This is a genomic window from Aestuarium zhoushanense (genome assembly GCF_056431045.1).
In genome coordinates this window covers 471906-490397 of record NZ_JBWKMA010000023.1, presented here as the reverse complement: position 1 = coordinate 490397, position 18492 = coordinate 471906, and the positions used below count along the sequence as shown (strand labels likewise).

Sequence of the window (18492 nt, the reverse complement as noted above, 5' to 3'; positions counted from 1 at the left end):
TCTATATTTTGGCAACTGAATAACGGGAAAACACCGAATGTCCGATCAAGAGCAGCAGCCAGCCGAATATGGCGCCGATTCTATTAAAGTTCTCAAGGGCTTGGACGCTGTCCGCAAGCGCCCTGGGATGTATATTGGCGACACCGACGACGGGTCTGGCCTGCACCACATGATCTATGAGGCCGTCGATAACGGCATCGACGAAGCACTAGCTGGCCACGCCGACCATGTTTCTGTGAAAATTCACGCGGATAGCTCTGTTTCCGTGACCGACAACGGTCGCGGTATCCCCGTCGACATGCACTCCGAAGAAGGCATCTCCGCCGCTGAGGTTATCATGACCCAGCTGCACGCGGGCGGTAAGTTCGACCAGAACTCCTACAAGGTCTCTGGCGGTCTGCACGGCGTGGGTATTTCCGTTGTGAACGCGCTGTCCGACTGGCTCGAACTGCGCATCTGGCGCAACGACAAAGAACACTACGTCCGCTTTGAAAAAGGCGTGACCGTCGAACCGCTCCGCGTGGTCGGCGACACTCCGGGCAAAAAAGGCACGCAGGTCCGCTTTATGGCGTCCTCCCGCACGAATTCGCCCGACGGCACCTTCTTGAACCTCGAATACAGCTACGATGTTCTGGAAAAGCGTCTGCGCGAACTGGCCTTCCTGAACTCTGGCGTCCGCATTCTCGTCGAAGATGAGCGTCCGGCCGAAGCGATCAAGACGGAACTGTTCTACGACGGTGGCGTTAAGGAGTTTGTGAAATACCTCGACCGCTCCAAACACCCGATGTTCCCAGAGCCGATCTTTGTGAACGGTGAACGTGACGGCATCGGCGTTGAGGTCGCGATGTGGTGGAACGACAGTTACCATGAAAACGTTCTGCCCTTTACCAACAACATCCCGCAGCGCGATGGCGGCACCCACTTGGCGGGCTTCCGCGCCGCGTTGACCCGCACCCTGACCAAATACGCGCAGGAAAGCGGGATCGCGAAAAGGGAAAAGGTTTCCTTCTCTGGCGACGACGCCCGCGAAGGTCTGACCTGCGTTCTCTCGGTCAAAGTGCCCGATCCGAAGTTCTCGTCCCAGACCAAAGACAAACTCGTCTCATCCGAGGTCCGTCCTGCGGTTGAGAACCTCGTTGGCGAAAAACTGTCTGAATGGTTCGAGGAAAACCCGAACGAAGCCAAACAGATCGTTGGCAAAATCATCGAGGCCGCTCTCGCTCGCGAGGCAGCCCGCAAAGCGCGTGAATTGACTCGCCGCAAAACTGCGATGGACGTCAACTTCCTCGCTGGCAAACTCAAGGATTGTTCGGAAAAAGACCCGTCCAAGACCGAAGTCTTCCTCGTCGAGGGTGACTCCGCAGGTGGTTCCGCGCAGACAGGTCGTGACCGTAGCACGCAGGCTATCTTGCCTCTCAAAGGTAAGATTCTGAACGTCGAACGCGCTCGTTTTGACCGCATGTTGTCGTCGCAGGAAATCGGCAACCTCGTCATGGCGCTCGGAACTGGCATTGGTCGCGACGAATTCAATCTGTCGAAACTCCGCTACCACAAGATTGTCATCATGACTGACGCGGACGTAGACGGTGCACACATTAGAACGCTGCTCTTGACCTTCTTCTTCCGTCAGATGCCGCAACTGATCGAAGCAGGTCACCTCTATATCGCGCAGCCCCCGCTCTATAAGGTTTCGCGCGGTAAATCAGAGGTTTACCTCAAAGATCAGGCCGCGATGGATGAATACCTGATCCAGCAGGGCGTGGATGGCGCGATCCTGCGTCTGTCGAATGGCGCTGAACTTGCGGGTCAGGACTTGCTCCGCGTTGTCGAAAACGCACGCAGTCTGAAACGCGTGATCGACGCTTTCCCGACCCACTACCCGCGCCACATCCTTGAACAGGCCGCTGTCGCTGGTGCCTTTGTTCCGGGTGCTGTGGACGCTGACCTTCAGGGCGTCGCGGACAAGGTCGCGAAACGTCTGGACCTTATCGCGCTCGAATACGAACGCGGTTGGACGGGCCGTATCACTCAGGATCACGGCATCCGCCTCGCCCGTATTCTGCGCGGCGTAGAAGAGGTCCGCACCCTTGACGGCGGTATGCTCCGCTCTGGCGAGGCGCGCAAAACTGGCTCCTTCACCGAGGCGCTGCAAGAAGTCTACAACGAACCCGCGAAACTGATCCGCAAAGACCGCGTTCAGGTCATCTACGGTCCGCTCGGCCTGCTGCAAGCGATCCTCGAAGAGGGAGAAAAAGGTCTTTCGATTCAACGTTATAAAGGTCTGGGCGAAATGAACCCTGACCAGCTTTGGGAAACCACGCTGGACCCAGATGCACGCACATTCTTGCAGGTTAAGATCGACGATCTGGTTGAGGCCGACGACATCTTTAGCAAGCTGATGGGCGATGAAGTAGAACCACGGCGCGACTTTATCCAGCAAAACGCGCTGAGCGTCGAAAACCTCGACTTCTAAACAATCTGACCCGCCCCAACTGGGCGGGTCTTTTGCTTTCGGCCCGACGATATGGAAAAAATACGTTCCCTCTACGAAGACGACACCGTCGCCGCGCATCGGTTTCGCTACGGCGTCCTTGTGTTCGACATAGCCACGATCCTCTTTGTGATTGGAACATCATTCTATGACCATACCGTCACCATCGAAATCATCGATGCGGTATTCGGCGTTTTGATCCTGACGGACTTCTTCATCCGCTTCTGGATCGAAAAAGAAAAACGCCTCATGGCATTCCGCCTCGCGACATGGGCTGATGTTGCAGCGGTACTATCCTTCCTCGCGCCGGTCACAGGCGAAGGCGTCGGCTTCCTCCGTATCCTACGCACGCTCCGTTTGCTGCATACATATCAATTACTTAGCAGACTTCGTCAGGACTTCAGCTTCTTCCGAAAGAACGAAGATATCGTCCTCGCCTCCCTGAACCTCGGCGTGTTCCTCTTTGTCATGACCGGTCTCATCTACGCGACTCAAGTCAACGTGAACACAGAGATCCGCAACTACGCCGACGCGCTCTATTTCACTGTGACGACACTGACCACGACGGGCTTCGGCGACATTACCCTTACGGGACCGTGGGGTCGTATGCTGTCAGTCGGCGTCATGATCTTTGGCGTGACGCTGTTTTTGCGCCTCCTCCAAGTCCTCTTTCGCCCGTCCAAGGTCCGACAGGAATGCAAGACCTGCGGCCTCATCCTCCACGATGCGGACGCCGTTCACTGCAAACACTGCGGCGAAACGATCTACATTCGGACCGAAGGCGATGTCTGATCAGAACACGATTGCCCAGAGCACAGGCAGCAAGATCGCGGTCGCTAAGGCATTGAGGCCCATCGCTAATCCCGCAAACGCCCCCGCGACTTCGTTGACCTGAAGCGCCCGCGCCGTCCCGATCCCATGGCTCGCCGTGCCCATCGCGAACCCACGCGCGGCCCAGTCTTTGACCCCGACCGCATTCAGGATGAACGTCCCGAACATCGCGCCGAAAATGCCGGTGATAATCACGACGACCGCGGTGAGTGACGGTAGTCCACCGATCTTTTCCGCGACAGCCATTGCGACGGGCGCGGTGATCGATTTCGGCGCGAGGGTGGCGAGGATGTCTGGCCCACCGCCTAGTAGCCAAGCCATGCCGACAGCGGTGAAAATCGCGGTTAACGACCCACAGAGCAGGCTCACGCCAATTGCCAAGGCCGACTGTCTGACCTTTGCCAATTGCCGATAGAGCGGAACCGCCAGTGACACTGTCGCAGGGCCAAGGAGGAAATGCACGAACTGTGCGCCTTCAAAGTATTGCGGGTAACTTGTCCCCGTCGAAATCAACACGCCGACGATCACGATCACCGAAATTAGAACGGGATTCAAAATCGGGTTACGCCCCGCCCTTTCGAACAGCCAAAACGCCCCCTGAAACGCGACCAGCGTCAACGTCAGGTGAAACAGCGGTGAGGCGCTCAGATAAACCCATGTATCGCGAAGGTTTTCCATCAGTTGCCTCGCTTCATCAGGCGGCTCATGATGAGCGCTGTCACCGCGATTGTGACCAGCGTGCTGACGACCAATGCCGCCGCAATGGGCAATGCCGCCTCACCGATCAGCCCGAAATGCATCATGACGCCAGCGCCCGCGGGCACGAACAACAGCGACATGTATTTCTGCAATCCGCCCGCTACTTCGCCTAAATCCTCTGGGACAAAACCACGTATTATCAGATAGATAAATAACAGGACCATGCCGACCACGGGGCCGGGGACGGGTAGGGCGAGCGTGCCCACGATGACTTCGCCGATCAATTGGCAACTGAAAATCAGTGTTAGATAGCCCAGCATCTCGTGCCTCCCGCTGTCGTATGATTAAGGGGTAAAGGGGCAAACCGCTTGGCGCAAGTTCGCCGATCTTTTCGCACCCACTATCCGACGGTATCGCCCCGCGCTAAGACAGGCCATGATCACACGTCGCCACGCCATGTTTGTTACCCTCTCCGCGCTCGCTGCTTGCGGCAAAGGCGGGGATTTGACCACTTTCGACCACGGCTATAACCCGCCGCTTTTCCCGGGTGAGACGCCTGAAATGCGGGTCTTGGTCAACAAATGGGCGGATAGGCATGAAATACCTAGAACGCTGCTACACCGTGTGATCCAGCGCGAAAGCGATTACCGCGCGGGTGCCCGCAATGGCCCCTATTACGGCCTCATGCAGATCCTTCCGCAGACGGCGCGGACGATGGGGTATGAAGGCCCTGACAGCGGTCTTTTGGACGCAGAAACTAACCTGCAGTACGCGGGACGTTATTTGCGCGGCGCATGGCTCGTCTCTGGCGGAGACGAGGACGAAGCGATCATGTGGTATGCGCGCGGCTACTATTACGAGGCCAAACGCCTTGGCCTGTTGGTCGAAACGGGGCTTCGTGCGGGTTAACGACCCAAGTGCTTTTCGCCCCGTTCACGGGCAAGCTCGATCTGTTTCTGGCGCATACGGAACCGCGCCTTATCCTCGTCCGAGGTCTCGTTAACGCACTGGTGACAGGATACGCCGTCTTCCCATTCGGGGCGCGATTTGTCCTCTGGCATCACAGGACGACGGCACGCATGGCAGAGCTCATGCGGACCCTCAACTAACCCATGCCCAACTGACACACGTCCGTCGAACACGTAGCAATCACCCTGCCATTTGCTGTCTTCCTGAGGCACCTCTTCGAGGTATTTCAGGATGCCGCCCTTGAGGTGGTAAACCTCGTCAATGCCTTGTTGTTTCACGAAATTCGTCGATTTCTCGCAGCGAATACCGCCCGTGCAGAACATCGCGATCCGTTTGTTGTGGAACCGATCTTTGTTCTCTTCCCACCACTGCGGGAACTCGCGGAACGATTTGGTCTGCGGATCAATCGCACCTTCAAAGGTGCCGATCGAATATTCGTAGTCGTTGCGCGTATCGATCACCACAACGTCGGGCGCGGTGATCAGATCGTTCCAATCTTTCGGCTCGACGTAGTGGCCCACGGCAGCACGCGGATCGATGTCCGGCTGGCCCATGGTCACGATCTCTTTCTTCAGGCGCACCTTCATTTTGCCAAAGGGCTGATCCTTCGCGGTCGAGTTCTTCCAGACCAGATCGGCACAGCCAGGCAGCGCACGGATATGCGCCAGCATGGTGTTGATCGCAGCTTCAGAGCCAGCAACGGTGCCGTTGATCCCCTCTTTCGCAAGGAGGAGCGACCCCGTGATCCCTTCGCGTTGGCACAGCTCAAGGAGCGGCCCACGGATTGCGGCGGGGTCGGGGAACGGGGTGAAATGATAGAGCGCGCAGACAGTATACATGGGGTTTCCATACGCCTGTCGCGGCGTGCGGGCAAGTCTGGCCAAACGAGGTAGGCGCATTGACGGTCGTCCTGCAACCGCTAGGGTATGGCCACGCCTGAAACGGAGAGTCCCATGCACCCCAAAACCCATGCGCTAATCGTCATCGATGTTCAAAACGACTTCTGCCCCGGTGGTGCGCTCGCCGTTGCGGGTGGGGATGACATCGTCAGCGGGATCAACGCGCTGATGGATGACTTCGGGGTCGTTGTACTGACCCAAGACTGGCACCCCGCGGGCCATTCGTCCTTTGCCTCGTCTCACGCAGGAAAATCCCCGCTCGAACTGATCGACATGCCCTACGGCCCGCAGGTCCTCTGGCCCGATCACTGTATCCAAGGCACCACGGGCGCCGATTTCCACGCAGCACTCCGTACCGATGCCGACCTGATCATCCGCAAGGGCATGAACCCCGCCATCGACAGCTACTCTGCCTTCTTCGAGAACGACCATACCACCCCAACGGGCCTCGAAGGTTATCTTCGAACGCGCGGCATCACCGACGTCACCCTCGTGGGCCTCGCGACGGATTTCTGCGTGAACTATTCGGCGGTTGATGCGGCGAACCTCGGGTTCAAAGTGACCGTTCGAACCGACCTCTGCCGTGGGATCGACTTTGACGGATCGCTTGCCGCCGCCATTGAGGGGATGAAAAGCGCAGGCGTATCGGTCCTCTAAATTTCCTTGCAATAACAGCATTTGAGGATCAGCATCCGCCCGAGAGGACGGACATCATGACCCCCAAATTGCTATCGACCCTGCCAGCGACCACGCTGGCCAGTCTGCGTGCCGATGTGTTTGCTGGCATCACCGTGGCGATGGTGGCTTTGCCGCTGAGCCTCGCGATTGCGATTGCTTCGGGCGCTGATCCGTCGACGGGGCTGGTCACTGCGATTGTCGCGGGCTTCCTGATCTCGACCTTTGGCGGCAGCCGCGTGCAGATCGGTGGACCGACAGGAGCCTTTATCGTCGTTGTCTATGGCGTGATTGCCCGCCACGGGTTCGATGGTCTGCTGATCGCGACCTTCATGGCAGGGATCATCCTGATCGCTGCTGCCCTGCTGCGCGCTGGCACCCTTATCCGACATATCCCCGAAGCCGTCATCAACGGCTTTACCATCGGCATCGCCGTCATCATCGCATCCAGCCAGATCAAGGACGGTCTGGGCCTGACGATGGACCATCTACCCGCCGATATGATCGAGAAAATCCCCGCCCTGTGGGAAGCCCGAGACACCCTTTCCCTCGCCGCTGTTGGGGTCACTCTGGTCACGATGGTATTGATCTATACGCTGCGCCGTGCCGCCCCCCGTTGGCCGGGTTTGATCGTCGCTGTCGCCGCGACCTCGGTCGCTGTGCCGCTGTTTAACCTACCCGTTGACACGATTGCCGACCGTTTCGGCACGCTCTCCGCATCTCTACCTGCCCCGCAGCTCCCCGACATGGATTTCGCCCGCCTGAGGGAACTCTTCCCCTCAGCCCTGATCATCGCCTTCCTTGCGGGTATTGAATCCCTACTGTCCGCCATCGTCGCCGACCGCATGATTTCGGACCGTCATAAACCAAACGCAGAGCTTTTGGCTCAAGGCATCGCCAACCTCGCCTCGCCGCTCTTTGGCGGACTGCCCGCGACAGGCGCCATCGCACGCACCGCGACCAACGTGCGGGCAGGGGGCCGGACACCGCTCGCTGGTATGATCCACGCGCTGGTGATCCTCGTCGTGATGTGGGTCGCAGCCCCGCTCGCCTCTGGTCTGGCCATGCCCGCGCTGGCTGGTCTCCTGATCCTCACAGCATGGAACATGGCAGAGCCGCACAAATGGGGCGAATGGATGCGCGACGACCGTGCAAACGTCGCGCTCCTCCTGATCACGCTCGGCCTGACGGTCCTCACTGACCTCACCATCGCCATAGGCACAGGCGTCACGCTGGGCCTCGCCCTGCGCCTTCGCCGCAACGCAAATCCACCCGATTGGACCCCTCGGGACAAGTGAACCTTGCACCTGCCCCCTGATCTTTGATCTAAGCGGCCCTAACGTAATCCGAAAGGCCCCGTGTCATGGTCGATCTCGCAACTCGCGTCTATAACCACAAATGGAAGATCGATCCCATCGTGCGGTCGCTCATCGATACGGACTTCTACAAGCTCCTGATGTGTCAGTCGGTGTTCCGCAACAAACGCGACACCCGCGTGACCTTTAGCCTGATCAACCGCGCCAAACACATCCGCCTTGCCGACATGATCGACGAAGGCGAATTGCGCGAACAACTCGACCACGTACGGTCCCTGTCGCTCACCCGCGGGGAATCCACTTGGCTGCGCGGCAACACCTTCTACGGCAAACGCCAGATGTTCCGCCCCGACTTTATGGAGTGGTTCGAGAACCTCCGCCTGCCCGCCTACCACCTCGAAAAACACGACGGCCAATACGAACTCACCTTCGAAGGCTCCTGGCCCGAGGTCATGCTCTGGGAAATCCCCGCGCTCGCCATCCTGATGGAACTCCGCTCCCGCGCTGTCCTCAACACCATGGGCAAATTCGAACTCAAAGTGCTCTACGCACGCGGCATGACGAAACTCTGGGAAAAGGTGGAATCCCTCCGCACGATCCCCGACCTGAAACTCGCGGACTTCGGCACCCGCCGCCGCCACGGCTTCCTCTGGCAGGACTGGTGCGTTCAGGCCCTCATCGAAGGCCTCGGCGAAAAATTCATCGGCACCTCAAACTGCAAAATCGCCATGAAGCGCGACATCGAAGCCATCGGCACCAACGCCCACGAGCTTCCCATGGTCTACGCCGCCCTCGCCCAAACCGACGAGGACCTCCGCCGCGCGCCCTATGACGTGCTCGCCGATTGGCACGAGGAACACGACGGCAACCTCCGCATCATCCTGCCCGACACCTACGGGACCAAGGGCTTCCTCGACAACGCCCCCGATTGGCTCGCCCAGTGGACGGGCATCCGCATCGACTCTGGCGATCCCGCCGAAGGGGCCGAGACCGCGATCCAATGGTGGAAGGCCCGTGGCGAAGATCCCACGAAAAAGCTCATCATCTTCTCGGACGGGCTGGACGTGCACAAAATCCACGAACTGTCAGACCAGTTCCGTGGGCGCGTAAAGGCCTCCTTTGGCTGGGGCACCATGCTCACCAACGACTTTATCGGCCTCACCGACGGAGACGCCCTCGCCCCCTTCTCGCTCGTCTGTAAAGCGGTCGAAGCCAACGGCGCCCCCACCGTCAAACTCTCCGACAACCCCAACAAAGCCATGGGCCCCACCGACGAAGTCGCCCGCTACAAACGCGTGTTTGGAGTCGGCGAGCAGGAGGCGCGGGAGGTTAGGGTTTAACGAGGTTTCAACCTTTTTTGTTGACACTGGATTCGTGCACAAGTTATCTAGAAGGTATTCGCCCCTCGGCAGTAAGCTGCAGTCCTCGCAATCATGACAGCAGCCGATCCCTTGGGGCTTATTTGTTTAGGAAGTTGGTTTGGGTAAAGTTGCGATACTTATTGATGGTGGCTTCTTTCTAAAGCGACTTCCTACAGTGTTTCCCGATGTCGACAAGACCGATGCCCAAGCTGTTTGCCGCTCAATTTGGACCTTGGTTGTTAGTCATCTGGAACAGCAGAACAAAGTTGAGCGGCTGCCTCACGCGCGTTCAATGCTCTACAGAATTTTCTATTATGACGCACTTCCGTATTTAGAGAAGGCTCATAAGCCTATTTCAGGTTTAGGGTTTGACTATTCTAAAACCGAGGAAGCAAGATTTAGGCTTGCGCTCTTTGAACAGTTGAGAAAGTCGCCAAACACAGCAGTGAGATTGGGGGAAGTTCGCAAAGAACGTTCGTGGATCATCAAAGAAGAGGCACAAAAAGATCTACTTAGTGGTAAGCGCACTGTTGCTGATCTCGCTGACGATGACTTCGTGCCTGGATTGCGTCAGAAGACAGTCGATATTCGTATTGGTGTAGATATCGCGTCTCTTGCTCTAAAGAAACAAGCTGAAACGATTATCCTAGTTACAGGGGATGAAGATTTTGTGCCTGCCGCGAAACTTGCGCGGCGAGAAGGTGTCAAAGTGATATTAGACCCGTTGTGGCGGACTGTATCTGCGAACCTTTTTGAACACATTGATGGTGTAAAAAGCGGTGCTAAGAGGCCAAAATCAAAAACGATTTCGGGCACGACTTAGTGATTCTTACTCCACCTTCCCCCTGAGCGCCTTAACCTCCCCCCTGATCTTCTTCGCCTCAAGCCGTCTCCTGACCGACCCCTTCGTGGGCTTTGTGGGGATGCGGCGTTTGGGGACGTGGGTGGCTTTGAGGATCATCTGGGCGAGGCGGTCGCGGGCGATCTCTCGGTTGGTGGCCTGCGAACGGGTGTCCTGCACAAAGATCACGATGGCGCCCTCGGTCGTCCATTTGGACCCCGCGATGCGCCGCAGTCGTCGCTTCACCGCATCGGTCAGAGAGGGGCTGCGTTCGGCCTCGAACCGCAGCTCGACCGCTGTTGACACTTTGTTCACGTTCTGACCGCCGGGGCCGGAGGCGCGGACAAATTGCTCGGTCAGTTCCCAGTCTTGCAGGGTGATTTCGTTAGAAATCCGTAGCATAAGCGTAAATAAGACCTGTTTTGCGGCGAAAAGGGTGCGATTGCGGGTTTTGCGGTATCTGGATACCGTCCGTGGCTCCCCAAATACGTCCTGAATCTGCCCGAAACAGGTTCGATTGCAAGGAAAAGGGCCGCCCCGGCGATGAGGCGACCCTTCGAAAGTCCAGGAGGTGGGTGCGGTTAGGTCGTCCCACCTGAGTTCGTCGTCAGCCAAGGGCTGCCTTAGCTGCGATCCCCCCAAGCTGTCCCGACACCATTCTCCAATACCTTTCTTGACACTGGATCACCTCCTTTCAATGAGTTTCGCCTGTAAACTCAGGGTGACACAGATGTCGTGTATGTCAAAACTTTTTGTGCCAGATTTAGTGAAACTTTTGTTACGCTGCCGATTTTTTGGCCAACATTTGGCCGACAATGACGCGGAAAGGCACAAGCGCGAGAAGCGCAATCGCCAGTTTCACGGCATAGTCCGCAACGCCCAAAGTCACCCAAAACGGCATCTCAGCGCCCACCGTCATCAACGGCATCGCGTCCCAAGCCCAAGAAATCTCAGCATTCGCCGTTTCCCCGAAATTGATGAACGCAGCAAAAGCGATGGTGAAGAAAAGCACAGCATCAACGGTCGATGAGATGACAGTCGAGATGATCGGAGCTTTCCACCAGTTGCCATCACGAAGGCGGTTAAAGATAGCAACATCAAGGAGTTGCGCGACGAGGAACGCCGTTGCAGACGCGATCGCGATACGCAGCGGAACGGCTGGGCCGAACTCGAGTTGGATCTGGTTGCCGATCAGCGAGCAGACGATACCGACGACAAAGCCAGCAAGGATCACCTTGCGAGCTGCCTGCGCGCCATAGACGCGGTTCATGATGTCGGTCACGAGGAACGCGATCGGATAAGTGAAGGCACCCCAAGTTAGGATCCCATCAAGGATGAGGAACTGAACGAGGATGTTCGAGGCCACCACAACGATGGCCATGGCGAGAACGCCAAAGAGGATACGGGTCATGTCTATATTCCGTTTTTACAAGGTAGCGGCGACTTGGCCCCTTTCGGGGACGCGGTTGATTAGTGCCGCTGCGACCTTCTGTCAATCGGTCAGTTGATACTCCACCAGAGTGCTCGGGCCAAAGGTCTGGCCGTTGTCGGATACCATGGTGAAGCGGATATGGCCTGTTGTATCGCGCCAGACGGCGATGCCTTCGAGGTTGCTGTGGGTGCGCAGTTCGGTCTGGAGGAGGGTTTCCTCATTCGTGCCGTCCATGTCGAAACGACGAACACGGGACCGAAATCCAACGCCGAGGAAATCGCGTTCAAGCAGGTAAAATTTCCCATCGGGTCCGATGTCCGCGCCCGTTACGAGGAAAGAGTCGCTGCGCGGGATGGTAAAAGCGACGTCCCAATCATTGCGGTAGCGGTAGACGGGAAACGGTAGGTCAAAGCGGCCAGAGCGTTCGGGGACGGTGTAGATCGTGCCATCTGGCCCAGTGGCGAGAGCCTCTAGCCCAGCGTTCGATTGAAAACTGTCAAAGTCGGCGGCGCGTGTAAATGGCAGGGCAGGGCCGTCGGGCTGATCGTAGGCCATGATGCGGGAACGGCCTTCGAAACTGATATAAATCTGGCCGTCGGGACCAAAGGCGATCCCTTCGGAGTCGGTCTGTCCTTCGGGCAGAGGCCGACCATCCTCTCCGTTTAGGGGGATCATTTGTCTGACGGACAAGCCCGTCAGAACCTCGTCGTTTCGAGTCAATTCGCCCTTCATGAGATAGCCGCGGTCCGTGACCATGGTGAAGTCCGTGCCCGTTGGGTCTAGCTCAATGGCGGACAGCTCCTCCGCTCCTGGGATGTTGAAGGCGAACTTGGCGACAAGTTGGGCTTCGGACAGCGCAGGGGTGGCCCCGAGCAGGGCGAATGCAACAGTAATCCAGTGTTTCAATGTCAGCGTCCAGCGACCACAGCGCATTGATCGGGAAGGTCATTCATCCGCAGTGGACCACGTGGCGGAGCAGGCGGTTGGCCAGAGGGCGGCGGCGGATTGAGGATGTCATTCACCCATTTTTCCGCATCTTCGCAGCCATCGCCCGCAGGAATAGGGGCCTGATCCTGACAGGCGTCATCGCCAGCGGGACAGTTCAAACGCACGTGGAAATGGTAGTGGTGGCCCCACCATGGACGGATTTTGCGGAGCCAATCACGGTCGCCTGTCGCGTTCTTACACATTTCGACCTTGGCCCCTGCGAACACAAAGATACGGGCGACGCGGGGGTCTTCGGCGGCGCGACGAAGGATGGCCTCGTGTTGTGGCGACCAATCGTTGTTGGTGTAGGCACCGTTCGCACGTTGCATGGTGATGGAGGAGAGGCTTTCGCGCTCTGCCTCGGACAGGTCGAGGCGGCTGGGGGGAAGCATCCAGATATCGACGTCGAGGCCGATTTGGTGGCTGGCGTGTCCTGTCAGCATCGGGCCGCCACGCGGTTGGCTCATGTCGCCAATATAAAGGCCGTCCCAACCTGGCTGGGTCGCGGCAAAGGCGCTGAGGTCTTCGACAAAGGACACAAGCTGCGGCTGGCCCCAGTTGCGGTTACGGCTAAGGCGCATCGCTTGCCATGTTTGACCGTTTTCAGGCAGCTCCATCGCGCCGGATTGGCACCCACGGGCGTAGGAACCGATGGCCTCCGACGCGCCGTTGCTGGGTGTCGGGATGTGGCCGAACACCTCTTTGGCGACGCGTGTGTCGTTCGAAGATTGTGACGACATCACCGATGTCGTTGTCTGTGCGGTGTCGTTTGCCTTGCAGGCCGTGAGGGCCAGCAATACACACAATGCCCCTAGTGTGCGGACCATGCTGCGCGATCTCCTTCGCTGTTGACCCAGCGTAGCATTAGAAGACCGATCAGGAAAAGGACGATTACAGGGATAAAGCCCAACTGGTTGCTGCCCGTGGCGTAGGTCGTGATGCCGATCATCATGGGCGCGAGGAACGCGGTTGCCTTGCCTGTGAGAGCAAAGAGGCCAAAGGCTTCGGCGGGGCGTTCGGGGTTCGTGTGGCGCACCATCAAAGAGCGCGATGCAGAATAGAGCGCACCGCCCGCACCGCCAATCGCGGCCCCACAGATGTAGAAGATGATATCGGGCAGGCTCGATCCTTCGGGCAAGGCTATCGGGCCAATGTGAGTGCGCGACATGCTGACGATGATGGTGCAGACCACCATAAGGACGACGATGGCCGCTGTGATCACCGTTTTAGGGCCGTAGCGTTTGTCAGCTATGCCGCCGATCCATGTAACGATCGCTGCGGTGATTGCGCCGATGATACCAAAGACGCCGATCTGCATCGTTGCCCAACCCAGCACCAATTTCGCGTAGACGCCGCCAAAGGCATAAAGAGCGTTCAGTGCGTCACGGTAGAGCATCGAACCCACGAGGAACGAGGTCAGGCTGCGGCTTTGACCGATGGATTTCACCGCGCGGATCAGTTCGGGGACGACTTCGTCAAAGCTGGTTTTGCGGCGAGGCGTTGAGGTGTCATCTCGGACCCAGAGGAAGAACGGGATCATGAACACGAGATACCAGATCGCGATGAAGGGACCGACCGAACGGGTACCTTCGCGGGTCGAGGCGTCGAGGCCAAAGATGGGGTCGATGCCCAAAAGCGTTTTGCCGCTGTCACCTTCGGCAAACAGCAAGAGCATGATGAACAGCGATACCACGCCGCCCCAGTAGCCAAAGGCAGAGGCTGAGCCAGAGATTTTGCCGACCTCTTGGTCCGTGCCGAGCGAGGGTAGGATCGCGTTGACGAAATTCAGACCAGATTCAGCGGCGATGAAGCCGATGTAGAAGATGATCAGCGAGATGGTGAGGGTGGCACCGTCTGGTGTCAGGCCCCAGAGGAAGGCAGAGGACACCACGTAAATCACTGAAAAGAAGGCGATCCACGGGATTTTACGTCCGCTGAGGTCGGCCCAAGCTCCCATGAATGGCGCTGAGATTGCGATGATCACGCCCGCGATGGCAGAGCCGAGGGACCAGAGCGATTGCGCGTCGGCTTCGGGTGTTGCGGAACCGCTCGCGGTGAACCAGTCGGCTGCGACGGCAGCGAAATAGGGGCCAAAGATAAACGTCAGGCCGAGCGTGTAATAAGGCTGTTGCGCCCAATCAAAGGCCATCCAGCCCCAGATGCGCTTTTTCGCTGATACTGACATAATGTTTCCCCAACCGTTTGATCGATATAGATCAGAGAAACCGTCGGTCTGGCAAGCAAACCTTTAGTAACAGGGTGTTATCAGTGTTGCGGCGGCCAAGGACGTTTGGTCTCTGCATCGATCCACGCTTTGACCCATTCGCCCAAGTCTGGCGATGGGCCTGTGTGGCCCATACAGGCAGCGACTTTTTCAGGGGCAACGATGCCTGATTTACTGGTCACAGCCGAACGGATCAGAACGTGGTTTGCGCATTCCCCGTTCGAGAGCCACATGCTCTGCTCAATGTAAATGAATTTATCGTCCCAGCCGACGGGCACGGACTTCATCGTGATTTTATCGAACATGCGGATACGACGGCGATAACGCGGGGTCGAACCAGCAACCGTTAGGCCCCACCCGTTCTGTTTGAGCGCCTTGAGAAGGCCAGACGCCTGACCGAGCGGCAAACGCCCCATGTCAAACAGGGTCAGCGTTCGTCCGTTGTTCAGTTCCCACCAGAGGTCTAGGTCCCACGGCCAGCAGATATGATGGGTCACATAGGTTTCACCAAACTTCACCTTTGGGTCGTTGCGATGAACGAACATCTGCCAAATCAATCGGAGGAACGGATACATGTGTGACCTTTCATTCTGCAGATGCAAAGAAACGTCAGCCGCACCCAAGGTCAACTGGAACGTTGGGGCAGGGATTGCCGAATGGCCCTGCGCACATTACCTGATGAGCAACTGAAAGGACGCGATATGACCTCTATCTTCCAAATCCTGCTGATGATTATCGGCGTGGCCCGTTTTATGATCTTCGCTCACTTTATCATGAGCTGGCTGATCAGCTTCCAAGTTCTCAACGTGCGTCAGCCTCTGGTTGCGCAGGTTTGGTATGGTCTTGAGCGGTTGCTCGACCCGATTTACCGCCCGCTGCGGAATTTCCTGCCGCGCATGGGTGGGTTGGATCTGTCGCCGGTTGTTGCGCTTTTGGGCCTAGAGGCAATCCGGATCATCCTGATCAACAACATCGCGATGTTCTACTGATCGGGCTTGTTGGCGGACGGATCAAACGTCCGCCGATACACCGTTTGATTGCGGTAAAATGAGTATCCCAGATGTATAAATTTTATTGTTTGATCAAGAAAGTTCAATCCTGGGGTTTGGTGTAAAGAGAATTACGTTCTGTTCACCACCGAACGAAACTTAGCAAAATTTTGAGAAGTTTCAAAAATAAGGGTGCATCTACGCACTTTAAGTTAGGCTGATCCACCGACGTAGGTGCTACGCTACCCCTTTGGGAATTCCGGATACTTCGGAATGCATTTTTAACTCTTCGTAAGCGATAATCATTAAATCTGAGTTATCAGATAGTTCCTCTCTGGTTGTCTAACGCAAACAGAGAGTGCCTTAAATGTTCCGTTTCATCCTCGCAGTCCTCAACACGCTCCTTATGTACGTTGGGGCGGTGATTGATGTCGCAGTGTCGAAGGTTCGTCTAACTCAACATTTGCGTTCCGCACTTTCGTTAAGATTATTTGTTTTTTTCCTTTCTGTGGCGGGTTCGACCGTCGCGCATGCGGATATTATCTCGGTGCCTTTCGCCGAGGGGTTTGTAGGGACAATCGGTACCTCCAACACTAAGGCCAATAATGTCATTAGGTTGAGTACGCTTGGCATTAGCACCTCACTCGTGCAGCAAAACTCTTCGACCGCTGTCTTTGAATCGCCGACGGGCAACGACATCCCGGTAACCCTTGTTCTTATGCAAGGCTCGACGACATATCGAATTCCCGGCAACGTCAGCTGGAAAATGAAGAATGGCTCTGACCTGACAGTCTTCGGCTTTACACCGTCGGCGTCTGCCGAAGGGTTTCAGACCTACACGATCAGTGGTGGTGGGTTCACTATCACCTTGGATGGTACTTCGAATTATGGGTTGGTTCGTCCACCTCATACCGTTTCGGAATTTTCGATCACGGATAACGTGACTGATTTGAGCGGTTCAAATGACCCCGTTGATGTAGCGGATTTGAACGCATACTTGGCGCAGGTTAAAGCGCAACGCCCCTATGGTCCGATCACGGTGTCGTCGCAAACCGTGAACCTTGTTAGCCCCTCTACCACTGCATTGCCGACCCTAACAGGTGAAGCCTGTCTCGTCACATCCTCAACTGACAGCACTGTGAGCACCGAGACCATTTCTGTCGAGGTCGATGGAACGATTTATACTTCCGTGGGTTACACGATTCAGGGTGACAGCCAACTTGCAGACGGGACTACCTGTACTTCAGGAGCCAACTACACCGTAAGCGCGGTTACCTGGTCCCTGACAACCACCACGGGCATTTCGACGGGCACTTATGATGTGAACGCGACGATCACTGCGACTTTGCCCTACTTCAACCAGATTACGGATGTTACAACCGATGAATTGACCATCGTTGGTGCGGATCCGCTTCTGCGTCTTACCAAAACGTTGCCAGTCATTAGTTCGCTCTCTGACGGCGCGGACATTGGTGACACCCTTCAATATACGATCACCGCTGAAAACATCGGCGTTGTCGATGTCACCATGGGTTCGTTGACCGATACGTTCACAAGAACAACAAACAGTATTGCTGCGGCGATCACTCCGGCGGGGACTCTGTCGTCTGCTTCATGTTCTGGGGGCGCAAACAACGGTGATGCGGTTCTATCTGCAAACGAAACCTGCGTATGGACCTATTCTTACACACTCGTTGCAGCGGACTTGAACGCCGACACGATTGAGAACATTGCGACCCTCCCATACACCGTCGATGGCACCAATTACATTGACCTCGAAAGCTCCGCTTCGGGCAATGAAACATCGGGGACGCCGACGAATAGTAAATATTCTGGTACGGTCACTCAGCGTCAAATCCTGATCCGAGAGTTGACCGCTCAAAAGACGGTCACGTCGATTGCTGATACGAATGGCGACTTGAAGGATTCTGCCGGCGATACCGTGAACTTTGAGATCACAGTGTCGAACACGGGTGAGGTCGACTACGAGTCTGTATCCCTGTCGAACGATACTCTGACACGCGGAACCGATGGTACGGGCGCGACCTTGACCATGACGGCTCCGTCGACGAACGATAATACCGTAGACACGACATTGGCGGTTGGCGAAACATGGACCTACACCGCGTCTTATGTCCTGACCCAAGATGACATCGATGCTGGTGGCGTTTCCAACATCGCTACCTTCACAGGTACGCCGCGTAATTCAATCACGCCTGAAAGCGTTGAGACTAGCTCGACTGGTAACACGACGGTTGGTGCAGGGAATGGGTCTGCCACGTCCAAGGCAATTACGCAGGATCCCAGCATCAACGGCACCAAAACTGCGGCGGTGACCAACGATGTGGACAGCGATGGCTTTGGCGTTGGCGATACAGTGACCTACACCGTGACGGCGACGAACACGGGTAACGTCACTCTGACGAACGTGGGCGTGAACAGCGATACGTTGACGCAAGCGGACGGCACCGCTCCTGCGAACAGCCTGTCGTCCTTCACGATCGAAACCAACGGTTCGACGACTCTGGCGCCTGGTGAGAGCGTGTCGTTCACAGCGACTTATCTTGTGGACCAAGCCGACATCGACGCTGGTGGTTTGTTGAACACGGCCACCGTGATCGGTACGCCTCCGTCCGGCACAGGCAACAACGTGACGGATGTGACGGACGATGCTGACGACGAAGACGGCAACACCGACGACGATAAAACCGAGCTGCGGGTTACCGAGAACGCTTCGATCAACGGCACCAAAACTGCGGCGGTGACCAATGACGTGGG

18 protein-coding genes are annotated in these 18492 nt (G+C 56.9%); 9 read left to right on the top strand and 9 right to left on the bottom strand.

Going from position 1 to position 18492, the window contains the following annotated elements; genetic code table 11:
* The first annotated feature begins 37 nt into the window (after nt 1-37).
* Nucleotides 38-2473 carry a DNA topoisomerase (ATP-hydrolyzing) subunit B gene (gene gyrB, locus AC07ED_RS14100; RefSeq protein WP_105233973.1) on the top strand — a complete coding sequence of 812 codons (2436 nt, stop codon included), beginning with the start codon at nt 38-40 and terminating at the stop codon, nt 2471-2473.
* 51 nt (nt 2474-2524) lie between these two features.
* Nucleotides 2525-3283, top strand: a complete 759-nt coding sequence (locus AC07ED_RS14095; protein ID WP_211096415.1) for a potassium channel family protein — start codon at nt 2525-2527, stop codon at nt 3281-3283.
* Here the strand turns inward: AC07ED_RS14095 and AC07ED_RS14090 are convergent, their stop codons facing one another.
* Nucleotides 3284-4000, bottom strand: coding sequence for an LrgB family protein (locus AC07ED_RS14090; protein ID WP_105233974.1), 717 nt, complete (start codon nt 3998-4000; stop codon nt 3284-3286).
* Nucleotides 4000-4341, bottom strand: a complete 342-nt coding sequence (locus tag AC07ED_RS14085; RefSeq protein WP_105233975.1) for a CidA/LrgA family protein — start codon at nt 4339-4341, stop codon at nt 4000-4002. Before AC07ED_RS14085 ends, AC07ED_RS14090 begins: the two co-directional genes overlap by 1 nt.
* A 115-nt stretch (nt 4342-4456) precedes the next feature.
* On the opposite strand from AC07ED_RS14085, the gene AC07ED_RS14080 reads away from it, so the two are divergent.
* Nucleotides 4457-4930, top strand: a complete 474-nt coding sequence (locus AC07ED_RS14080) for a lytic transglycosylase domain-containing protein (protein WP_105233976.1) — start codon at nt 4457-4459, stop codon at nt 4928-4930.
* Here the strand turns inward: AC07ED_RS14080 and trhO are convergent.
* A complete protein-coding gene (gene trhO, locus AC07ED_RS14075) occupies nt 4927-5829 on the bottom strand; it encodes an oxygen-dependent tRNA uridine(34) hydroxylase TrhO (RefSeq protein ID WP_105233977.1) in 903 nt (300 codons plus the stop codon). The genes AC07ED_RS14080 and trhO overlap by 4 nt on opposite strands.
* A 114-nt stretch (nt 5830-5943) precedes the next feature.
* Here trhO and pncA point away from each other — a divergent pair, with 114 nt between their 5' ends.
* The 4 genes from pncA (at nt 5944) to AC07ED_RS14055 (ending at nt 10064) form a co-directional block, all read left to right on the top strand.
* Complete coding sequence (gene pncA, locus AC07ED_RS14070; RefSeq protein WP_105233978.1) at nt 5944-6546, top strand: bifunctional nicotinamidase/pyrazinamidase; 603 nt, start codon at nt 5944-5946, stop codon at nt 6544-6546.
* A gap of 56 nt (nt 6547-6602) precedes the next feature.
* Complete coding sequence (locus AC07ED_RS14065; RefSeq protein WP_105233979.1) at nt 6603-7862, top strand: SulP family inorganic anion transporter; 1260 nt, start codon at nt 6603-6605, stop codon at nt 7860-7862.
* Nucleotides 7863-7927: 65 nt separating this feature from the next.
* The gene (pncB, locus tag AC07ED_RS14060; RefSeq protein ID WP_105233980.1) at nt 7928-9220 is read left to right on the top strand and encodes a nicotinate phosphoribosyltransferase; all 1293 of its coding nucleotides are present in this window, start codon (nt 7928-7930) and stop codon (nt 9218-9220) included.
* Between the two features lie 139 nt (nt 9221-9359).
* Nucleotides 9360-10064, top strand: coding sequence for an NYN domain-containing protein (locus AC07ED_RS14055; protein WP_105233981.1), 705 nt, complete (start codon nt 9360-9362; stop codon nt 10062-10064).
* 6 nt (nt 10065-10070) lie between these two features.
* Here AC07ED_RS14055 and arfB read toward each other — a convergent pair whose 3' ends face one another.
* The 6 genes from arfB to AC07ED_RS14025 all read right to left on the bottom strand — a co-directional run bounded on the left by arfB (nt 10071) and on the right by AC07ED_RS14025 (nt 15300).
* Nucleotides 10071-10484: an alternative ribosome rescue aminoacyl-tRNA hydrolase ArfB gene (gene arfB, locus AC07ED_RS14050; RefSeq protein WP_105233982.1), complete on the bottom strand. Its 414-nt coding sequence runs from the start codon at nt 10482-10484 to the stop codon at nt 10071-10073.
* Between the two features lie 376 nt (nt 10485-10860).
* Nucleotides 10861-11493 (bottom strand): queuosine precursor transporter, encoded by a 633-nt coding sequence (locus AC07ED_RS14045; RefSeq protein WP_105233983.1) that lies wholly within the window; start codon nt 11491-11493, stop codon nt 10861-10863.
* An 81-nt stretch (nt 11494-11574) separates the two neighbouring features.
* Nucleotides 11575-12420, bottom strand: a complete 846-nt coding sequence (locus AC07ED_RS14040) for an esterase-like activity of phytase family protein (protein WP_245918099.1) — start codon at nt 12418-12420, stop codon at nt 11575-11577.
* Nucleotides 12421-12422: 2 nt separating this feature from the next.
* Entirely contained in the window at nt 12423-13328 is a 906-nt protein-coding gene (gene mepA, locus AC07ED_RS14035; protein WP_105233985.1) for a penicillin-insensitive murein endopeptidase, read from the bottom strand.
* Nucleotides 13313-14686: an MFS transporter gene (locus tag AC07ED_RS14030; protein WP_105233986.1), complete on the bottom strand. Its 1374-nt coding sequence runs from the start codon at nt 14684-14686 to the stop codon at nt 13313-13315. The genes mepA and AC07ED_RS14030 overlap by 16 nt, the downstream gene beginning before the upstream one ends.
* Before the next feature lie 80 nt (nt 14687-14766).
* Entirely contained in the window at nt 14767-15300 is a 534-nt protein-coding gene (locus AC07ED_RS14025) for an acyl-CoA thioesterase (protein ID WP_105233987.1), read from the bottom strand.
* Between the two features lie 126 nt (nt 15301-15426).
* Here AC07ED_RS14025 and AC07ED_RS14020 point away from each other — a divergent pair, with 126 nt between their 5' ends.
* Together AC07ED_RS14020 and AC07ED_RS14015 are read left to right on the top strand one after the other, a co-directional pair.
* A complete protein-coding gene (locus AC07ED_RS14020) occupies nt 15427-15714 on the top strand; it encodes a YggT family protein (RefSeq protein WP_105233988.1) in 288 nt (95 codons plus the stop codon).
* Between the two features lie 646 nt (nt 15715-16360).
* Nucleotides 16361-18492: beta strand repeat-containing protein (locus AC07ED_RS14015; protein WP_478242316.1), on the top strand; the 2132-nt coding region annotated here is incomplete at its 3' end.